The sequence below is a fragment of the Streptomyces colwelliae genome, from assembly GCF_048158785.1.
Taxonomy (GTDB): Bacteria; Actinomycetota; Actinomycetes; order Streptomycetales; family Streptomycetaceae; genus Streptomyces.
This window is the reverse complement of record NZ_JBLTJC010000433.1, coordinates 1-7996: the sequence shown is the minus strand read 5'-3', so window position 1 is coordinate 7996 and position 7996 is coordinate 1. Positions and strand designations below refer to the sequence as shown.

General features: G+C 71.3%; 7 protein-coding genes. 1 reads left to right on the top strand and 6 read right to left on the bottom strand.

Annotated features, from left to right (window positions below):
- Positions 1-116 precede the first annotated feature (116 nt).
- From ACNFOC_RS46655 to ACNFOC_RS46640, 4 genes are read right to left on the bottom strand one after another with little or no spacing between them, the layout of a single operon-like run.
- Positions 117-839, bottom strand: a complete 723-nt coding sequence (locus tag ACNFOC_RS46655; RefSeq protein WP_416965069.1) for an alcohol dehydrogenase catalytic domain-containing protein — start codon at positions 837-839, stop codon at positions 117-119.
- On the bottom strand, positions 839-2047 hold the full coding sequence (locus ACNFOC_RS46650) for an MFS transporter (protein WP_416965068.1): 1209 nt from the start codon (positions 2045-2047) through the stop codon (positions 839-841). Before ACNFOC_RS46650 ends, ACNFOC_RS46655 begins: the two co-directional genes overlap by 1 nt.
- Complete coding sequence (locus ACNFOC_RS46645; RefSeq protein ID WP_416965067.1) at positions 2044-2487, bottom strand: 3-oxoacyl-[acyl-carrier-protein] synthase III C-terminal domain-containing protein; 444 nt, start codon at positions 2485-2487, stop codon at positions 2044-2046. Before ACNFOC_RS46645 ends, ACNFOC_RS46650 begins: the two co-directional genes overlap by 4 nt.
- Positions 2484-3746 carry a sedoheptulose 7-phosphate cyclase gene (locus ACNFOC_RS46640; RefSeq protein WP_416965066.1) on the bottom strand — a complete coding sequence of 421 codons (1263 nt, stop codon included), beginning with the start codon at positions 3744-3746 and terminating at the stop codon, positions 2484-2486. Before ACNFOC_RS46640 ends, ACNFOC_RS46645 begins: the two co-directional genes overlap by 4 nt.
- A 251-nt stretch (positions 3747-3997) precedes the next feature.
- Between ACNFOC_RS46640 and ACNFOC_RS46635 the strand changes: the two genes are divergently transcribed.
- Complete coding sequence (locus ACNFOC_RS46635) at positions 3998-4609, top strand: TetR/AcrR family transcriptional regulator (RefSeq protein ID WP_416965065.1); 612 nt, start codon at positions 3998-4000, stop codon at positions 4607-4609.
- A 219-nt stretch (positions 4610-4828) separates the two neighbouring features.
- On the opposite strand, the gene ACNFOC_RS46630 is transcribed toward ACNFOC_RS46635, so the two are convergent.
- Positions 4829-7570, bottom strand: coding sequence for a ComEC/Rec2 family competence protein (locus ACNFOC_RS46630; protein ID WP_416965064.1), 2742 nt, complete (start codon positions 7568-7570; stop codon positions 4829-4831).
- On the bottom strand, positions 7567-7996 hold a 430-nt coding region (locus ACNFOC_RS46625; protein WP_416965063.1), incomplete at its 5' end, for a ComEA family DNA-binding protein. The genes ACNFOC_RS46625 and ACNFOC_RS46630, both read right to left, overlap by 4 nt.

Here is a 7996-nt window from a genome sequence, read left to right as displayed (position 1 = left end):
CTCTATGTCAACGGCATTCCCGGAGCCGCGTCCAGTGACAGCGTCGACAGGGGCGTCAAGGCTGTCCTGAAGAAGTACCCGAACATCAAGCTGGTCGGAACCGTGGCAGGACCCCCTCACGGCAGCACCCTGCACAGCGCCTCCACCGCCCCCGCCCATGCGTGGTCCGGTGGTGTGCCGTAGCCCACCACCAGGGCGTCCATCGGGTCGGCGTGGGCGTGTTCGTGGCGGTAGAAGGACAGGGAGTGGAGGGCCAGGCCCTGCCAGGCGGCGGCTTGGACCACGGACTGTTCGGTGCCGGGTGGGAGGCTGAGGACGGCGTGGAAGCCGGCCGCGATGCCGGTGACGTGGACGTCGGGGGCGTGCTGGGCGAGGGCGTCGACCAGGGTGTCGCGGCGACGGCGGTAGCGCAGGCGGGCGGCGCGGACGTGGCGGTCGTAGGCGCCGGAGGTGATGAATTCGGCGAGGGTCAGTTGGTCCAGGACGCCGCAGGTGTCGATGCCGCCCTTCGCCTTCGCGACCTCGTCCAGGCCGCCGGCGCAGGAGCGGCAGGCCTGGCAGGGGATCATCGTGGAGCCGGTGACGACCTCGCCGTGGCGCAGTCCGGTGACGCCGGGGCCCTGCTCCTCGACGGTGCCGACCCATTCGTGGCCGAACCGGTGCGGGAACGCGGCCCGTCCGTCGGCGATGTAGGGGGAGGTGCCGTGGAGGAGTTCCAGGTCGCTGCCGCAGAGGCCGACGTAGGCGACCTTGACCAGGACCTCGCCGGGTCCGGCGGCCGGGCGGGCGGTCTCCACCAGGGTCGCGGTGTGCGGTTTGTCTATGACGGCGGCCCGCATCAACGGACCTCTCCCGCTGCCGCGGTACGGCGGGTGCCCGCGGCGAGCGCGAGGACGGCCGCCAGGGCGAGGGCGGCGCCGACCGCGGGCAGCGCGCCCAGGCACGCGCCGAGGGAGAGGGTGGCCGAGCCGATCCAGGCGCCGGCGGCGTTGGCGAGCTGGAAGCCCGCGATGTTGACCGTGGCCGCGAGGTTGGGGGCCTCGCTCGCCGCGGTGATCAGCTTGGAGGCGAGCGGCGGGATGATCGAGAAGCCGGCGGCGCCCAGGACGAACAGCCAGGGTGCGGTGAACCAGGTGCTGGAGCCGAAGAGCGCGAGCAGGCCGAGCGCGACGGTGAGCGCGCCGAGGGCGACGAACAGGGTGCGGTCGATGGAGCGGTCGGCGAAGTGTCCGCCGAGCTGGTTCCCGGCCACCGAGCCCATGCCGAACACGAAGAGGAGCAGGGTGACATGGCCGGTCGAGAAGCCGGTGTAGTCGCGGAGGTAGGGCGCGATGTAGGTGAAGACGACGAACAGGGCGGCCTGGCTGAACGCGGTCAGGGTGAGCGCCGCCCACACCGAGGGCCGGGTGAAGACGGTGAGTTCGGCGGAGATCGACCCGGCCGGGCGGGTGGGGGCGTGCCGGGTGACGGCGACGAGTCCCACGGTGACCAGGGTCTGGAAGACCGCGACCACCACGAAGGAGGTACGCCAGCCGAACTCGCCGCCGATCAGGGTGCCGAGCGGGACGCCGAGCACGGTGGCCAGGTTCAGGCCGAGGGAGACCCGGGCGATCACCCGGCCCTGGAACTCCGGCGGCACCAGCGAGGTGGCGAGGACCAGGCAGAGGGCGAAGAAGGTGGCGTGCGGCAGCGCGGTGACGATCCGGAAGACGACCAGCAGCGCGAAGCTGTGCGCCAGTGCCGTGCCCACGGTGCCGATGACGAAGACCGCCATGGAGCCGATGACCAGGGCGGTGCGCGGCACCCGGGTGGTGACGATGGTGAGCAGCGGACCGCCGATCATCACGGTCACCGCGTAGACGGTCACCAGGAGGCCGGCGGTGGCGTCGGACACGTTGACGTCGCCCGCGATGTCCGGCAGGACGCCGGCCACGAGGTATTCGACGGTGCCGACGCCGAAGACGGCGAGCAGCATCCAGACCACGGCAGCGTTGGCGCTCACCTTCGATACGGGTGTCTCGGTCTCGGTCCCGGTGGTGGCGGTCAACGGACGCCTCCCTTCGTGTTGTTCGGGTCGTTCGTGTTGTTCGTGTTGTTCGTGTTGTTCGTCCCGGTGGTGCCGGTGGCGGGTGCGGGTGCGGGTGCGCCGGTGTACTCGACGACCGCGCAGCCCCAGGTGAAGCCGACGCCTATGCCGGTGAGCAGCAGCCGGTCCCCCGGGGTGAGGGCGCCGGAGCGGCGCAGCAGATCGAGGCCGACGTCGGCGGGGTCGGTCCCGGCGTCCGCGAGCGCGGCGCGTCCGGCGCCCACCGCCATCTCGGGGGCGCTCTCGCCGCGTTCGGGACGGGCCACGGCGGCCGACACCTGTCCGGTCTTGCGGTGCTCGACCTGGCTGTACCGTCCGGCGGCCACCATCTCTGCGGCGAACTCACGCTCTTCGGGCAGATAGGAGCCGAAGCCCTCGATGTACAGGCTGTCCCACTTCACGCCGCCTCACCGGCCCGCACGAGTCCGGCGGCCGGCCCGAGTTCCTGCCCGGCCCTTCGTCGTACGGTGACGAGTTCCTTGAGCGCGGTGTCCAGTTCCTCGGGGGTGACGTCGTTGACGAAGCGGTGGTGACCGATGCCGACCGGCAGCGGCAGCCGCTGCTGTCCGTCGCGGTGGCGAACGGTGTCGGCGAGGGCGCCGTCCAGGATTCCCGGGCGGGCCAGGACGTCGGTCCACAGCGGCAGTCGAAGCCGGTCCATCAGGGCCAGTACGCGCTGGGCCTGGTGCTCGGTGACATCGCCGCGCAGCCGTCCCATCACGGTGGTGAGCGCCATGTCGACGGCGACCGCCTCGCCGTGCAGCAGCTCCGGCAGCGCCTCCATCTCGATGGTGGGACTGAAGGTGTGGCCGTAGTCGACGCACCGCTCCAGGCACTGTTCCCACAGATTGGGCTGGAGTTCTTCCAGCATCAAATGGATGGCCTCGGAGACGATCCGGCGGGCCGCGCTCTCCAGTGCGGGGGTGCTTCCCTGGAAGCGGTCCTCGATCAGCCGCGGCCCGAACTCCTCCAGCAGGTCGAAGAGTTCCCCCGACTTGATCAGCGCCATCTTGAGGATCTCCGCCAGCCCGTTGGACAGGTGACGCGCGTCGAGGGTGCTCAGGAAGGAGCGGTCCACGAAGGTCCCCACGGCCGGCGCGTAGGTGCCGAGGCGGTTCTTGCCCTGCCCGTAGTTGACGCCGGTCTTCACGCCGACCCCGGCGTCGACCAGGCCCACCAGCGTGGTGGGGATCCGCAGATAGGAGGTGCCGCGCCGGTACAGGCTGGAGGCGAGTCCCACGACGTCGAGGAGGACGCCGCCGCCGATCGCGATCACCGGTTCGCGCCTGCGGTCGATGCCGAAGTCGTTCATCGCGTCGACCACGTCCGTCACCAGGCTCCACTGCTTGACGGTCTCGTCCGCGCGGAGGGGAAGAAGGGTGATCTCGATGCCGTGGTGTTCGAAGTAGCGGATGATGCGCTCGCCGTGGAGGCCCTGAACGGTGGAGTCGATCACGACCAGCCGCCTGTCACCGGAGCGCAGCGGGGCGTCCGCGCATCCCGATAACAGGAGGGTGCTGTCGGGTTCGAACAGTCCGGAGGCCTCGACGACGTGGTACCGGATCTGTTTGACGGCCTCCACGGTCCAGGAAGGGGAGACGGAAGAGGAGGCGGAATGACGGCGGGCCAGGCCGTCGGTGTATGACGCACTGAAGGGCATGTGGAGTCCTCACGGTGTGCAGACACGATGAGTCGAGGCCGGCGACCGTTCTGTCTCCACGCCACGCTATGCAGGAAGGTGCGGCGAGGAACCACGCCCCTGGGCGTCCCTGGTTCCTCATCACCGGCTCGCCGACACTACCATTCGTATATCGATCGCTACATGAATAACGGATCACGCCGGTGTGACGCCGTGCCCCGGCCCGCACGTCCGGCAGAACCCGCTCACCGACGACGACGTGGGAGCACGAGATGGCAGGCGTACGCGGCCAGGGCCGCAAGTTCGATCTCGACGAGATCCTGGAGAAGGCCATGCTCGCCTTCTGGCGGCACGGGTACGACGGCACCTCGGTGGCCACCCTCACCCGGGAGATGGGGATCAACACCCCCAGCCTCTACGCGGCCTTCGGCAGCAAGGAGGGCCTCTTCTTCGCGGCCGTCGAGTACTACAACAACGGCAGGGGCAGCTTCATGCAGCGCGCCTTCGACGAGGAGAACCGCTCCCCCGCCCTGATCCGACGGATGCTGTACGAGGCGGCCGACACCTACACCCTCACCGACGGCCCCGGCGGCTGCCTGATCATCGGCTCCGCCACCCGGGTCTCCGACGCCGCACAGCAGGTCGCCGACCGCCTCCAGTCCCTCCGCAACGCCAACATCGACCGCCTGGAGTCCCACATCAGAGCCGACGTGGACGACGGCACCCTCCCCGCCGACACCGACGCCCGCGCGATCGCCGAGTTCACCGGAGTCATCGTCCAGGGCATGTCCCACCGGGCCCGCGACGGCGCGACGACAGAGGCGCTACGGACCGTCGCGGACACGGCGTGGAGATCGGTCAGGGTACTGCTGGGGGAGACCTGAGCGGGGGCCTGCCTCACGTGGGAGTCGGTGCGCGTACTGCCGGGCGGTGCCTGAGCTGACGGTGTGCCGGGCGGGCTGGTGATTCCGGAGACGCCGAGCCGGTCGCGCCGGTGAACGTGAAGCCGCCGCGTCGGTCGCGCCGGGGGCCTGAAGACGCCCTGCCGGTCGTGCCGGTGAACCTGAAGACGCCGTGCCGGTGGCCGCGCCACGCCCACTCCCTCACTCCCGTATCACCCGCAGCCCATCCCCACTTCCACCTCCACCTCCACTTCCGCCGACCGCCAACGCCCCGTCCTCGTCCGTACGCAGCACCACCGCCCCCTCGGCCCGCAGCGCCGCGACCGTACTGGGCGCCGGATGGCCATACGGGTTGTCCGCGCCACAGCTGATCAACGCCACCCTCGGCGCCAACAGCCGCAGCAGGTCCGGATCTTGATAGGCCGAGCCATGATGAGCCACCTTGAGGACATCCACCCCCGCCAATTGATCCGCCGCCGGTGATCTCAACAGCGCCTGCTGGGCAGGGGGTTCGAGGTCCCCGAGCAACAGCAGCCGCAGCCCGGCCGTCCGCACGAGCAGCGTGACACTCGCGTCGTTCGGACCGTCCGGATCCGGTGCCGGCCCCAGCCCTGGTGCCGGTGGCGGCGGGGGCCACAGAACCTGCCAGGACAACGGCCCCGTGCGTCGCTGTTCCCCGGCCGCGGCCCGGGTGATCGGGATGTGGCGTTCCGCGGCCGCTCTCCGTACGGACTCGGCCTGGTCCGCGGGCTCTTCGAAGGACGTCGTCTCGATCGCGCCCACCGAGCGGCCCCGCAACACCCCGGGGAGTCCCGCCACGTGGTCGGCGTGGAAGTGGGTCAGCACGACGAGCGGAATCCTGGTGATGCCGAGCGTGCGCAGACACTGGTCGACCAGCTTCGGATCGGGTCCGGCGTCAACGACCACGCCGGTGCCCTTGCCCGCGGCGAGCACCGTCGCGTCACCCTGACCGACATCACACATCGCGAATCTCCAGCCCGGCGGCGGCCACCCCGTGATCACCCGGGTCAACGGCGCCGGCGCCACCACGATCAGCAGCAGCAACAACCCGCAGACACCGCACAGCCAGGGGTGCCTCAACAACCGCCGCCCGACCAGCACGAGGACCGCGACAGCGAGCGCGAGCAACAGCGCCCCGGTCCAACTGCCCGGCCAGTCCACTCCCCCACCGGGCAGCGCAGCCCCGGTGCGGGCGACGTCCGCGATCCACCCGGCGGGCCAACTCGCGCCCCAGGCAAGGACCTTGGCCACCGGCATCGCCACGGGTGCCGCCGCCAGCGCCGCGAAGCCCAGCACCGTGGCCGGCGCGACGGCGATCTCCGCGAGCAGATTGCACGGCACCGCCACCAGACTGACCCGCGCCGACAGCACGGCCACGACCGGCGCGCACAACGCCTGCGCGGCAGCGGCGGCGGCCAGCGCCTCGGCCAGCCGCGGCGGAACCCGGTGCCGACGCAGCGTCTCGCACCAGTGCGGCGCGAGCGTGAGCAGGGCACCGGTGGCCAGAACGGAGAGCAGAAAGCCGTAACTGCGGGCCAGCCACGGGTCGTAGAGCACCAGCAGCAGTACGGCCGTCGCCAGGGCCGGGATCAGTGATCTGCGGCGCCCGGTCGCCAGGGCGAGCAGCGCGACGGCACCGCAGGCCGCGGCCCGCAGCACGCTCGGGTCGGGGCGGCACACGACGACGAACCCGAGCGTGAGCACCCCGCCCAGCAGTGCGGTCGCCCGGAGGGAGATGCCCAACCGCGGTGCCAGACCCCGGCGTTCGATGTGCTGGGCGAGGCCGGGTGGTCCGATGAGGAGGGCGAGCAGGATGGTGAGGTTGCTTCCGGAGACGGCGAGGGTGTGTGCGAGGTCCGTCTCCTTGAACGCCTCGTCCAACTCGGGTGTGATCCGCGCGGTGTCCCCGACGACCAGCCCCGGCAGCAACGCCCGCGCGTCCGCCGGCAACCCGTCGGTGGCCTCACGCAGCCCGGCCCGCAATCGCCCCGCGAACCGCTGTGCTCCGGACGGCTCCCCCACCACCTCCGGCACCGGCTGGTTCCGCACCCGCAGCACGGCCGCGACCCGGTCCCCGCTCGTCAGCGAGGGCGCCAACCGCGCGGTCACCTTCACCCGCGTCGACGGAAGCAGCCCGAGCCAGGGCGAACGCTCCGGCCCACCACCGGAACCCCGTGTCCCGCCCGCCTTTCCCTCTGCTTCGCGCCCTCCCCCTCCCTTGGTGGACGAGCCCGGGTCGACGATCAACAGCACCGGCGCCCGCGTCTCCACGACCGTCCCGTCCATCTCCTCGACCCGCCGCACCTCGGCGTCGATCAGCACGGAGACCGGGGCCGCGTGATCACCGCTGACCCGGGGCCGGGTCAACCGTGGATCGGAACCGACCTCCACCTCCGCGGTCACGGTCGCGTACTCCCGCGCCAGCTCGGGCACCGGCCCACGCCGCAGATCCGCCCCGTGCAGCCCGGCGGAAGCGGCAGCAGCGGCGATGGAGAGGAGGAGAGCGGCGATCGAGACCCGGGGCCATGCGGCCTGCCGCCAGGTGGCCTGACGCCATGCCGGTGCGGGGTGAACACCTTCCGGTAAAAGGTTGGCGTCCAGCTGTGATGGGGCGTGGCTGCCGCCTGCCCTGTCCCTCCGCCGCGTCACCAACAGCAACACGAGTGCCACCGTCAGCGCGGTGACGGCGACTCCTGTGACCCAGGCCGGTGACGCGTCCAGTGCCAGTGCCGCCGTCGCCCAGGCCGCGAGTGCGGGCGGTACGAGTCGTAGGTCCGTCGGTCCTTCCTGTCGGGGGTGTGCGGCACCCCGCCGGCTTCTGGAGTCGGCGTGCACGGTTCGGCGGGCCGGTGAGGAGATGTCGTCCTGTGCCATGCGGCGAGGAGTCGCGGGCTCGGGCGGATCGTCATGGACGTGAGTCATGGCTGCACCAGGTCCCGCAGATCGGAGAAGCGGCGGTCACCGATGCCGTTGACCTGGCGCAGCTCGTCCACCGAGCGGAAACCGCCGTGCTGGGTGCGGTAGTCGATGATGTGCTGGGCCAGCACAGGTCCCACGCCGGGCAGGGTGTTGAGCTGGTCCGCGGTGGCCGTGTTGAGGGAGACCGGAGCCGTCGGAGCGGCTCCCGCCACCCCTGTGGTGTTCGCACCGCCGCCCGCACCGGGCACCGCCGCAGGGGCGGGACCGCCGACGACGATCTGCTCCCCGTCCACGAGGAACCGGCGTGGCGCAGCCGTAGATAGTCCGGCCGGAAGTCGTGCCCCCAGGACGACACGCAGTGTGCCTCGTCCACCACCAGCAGCCGCGGACGGACGGCGGCGAGCCGGTCCGTGACGTCCGGCTTGGCGA

Coding starts and splice junctions, on each gene's coding strand:
- ACNFOC_RS46655 (WP_416965069.1), bottom strand. CDS start 839: ATGCGGGCCGCCGTCATAGACAAACCGCACACCGCGACCCTGGTGGAG.
- ACNFOC_RS46640 (WP_416965066.1), bottom strand. CDS start 3,746: ATGCCCTTCAGTGCGTCATACACCGACGGCCTGGCCCGCCGTCATTCC.
- ACNFOC_RS46635 (WP_416965065.1), top strand. CDS start 3,998: ATGGCAGGCGTACGCGGCCAGGGCCGCAAGTTCGATCTCGACGAGATC.
- ACNFOC_RS46630 (WP_416965064.1), bottom strand. CDS start 7,570: ATGACTCACGTCCATGACGATCCGCCCGAGCCCGCGACTCCTCGCCGC.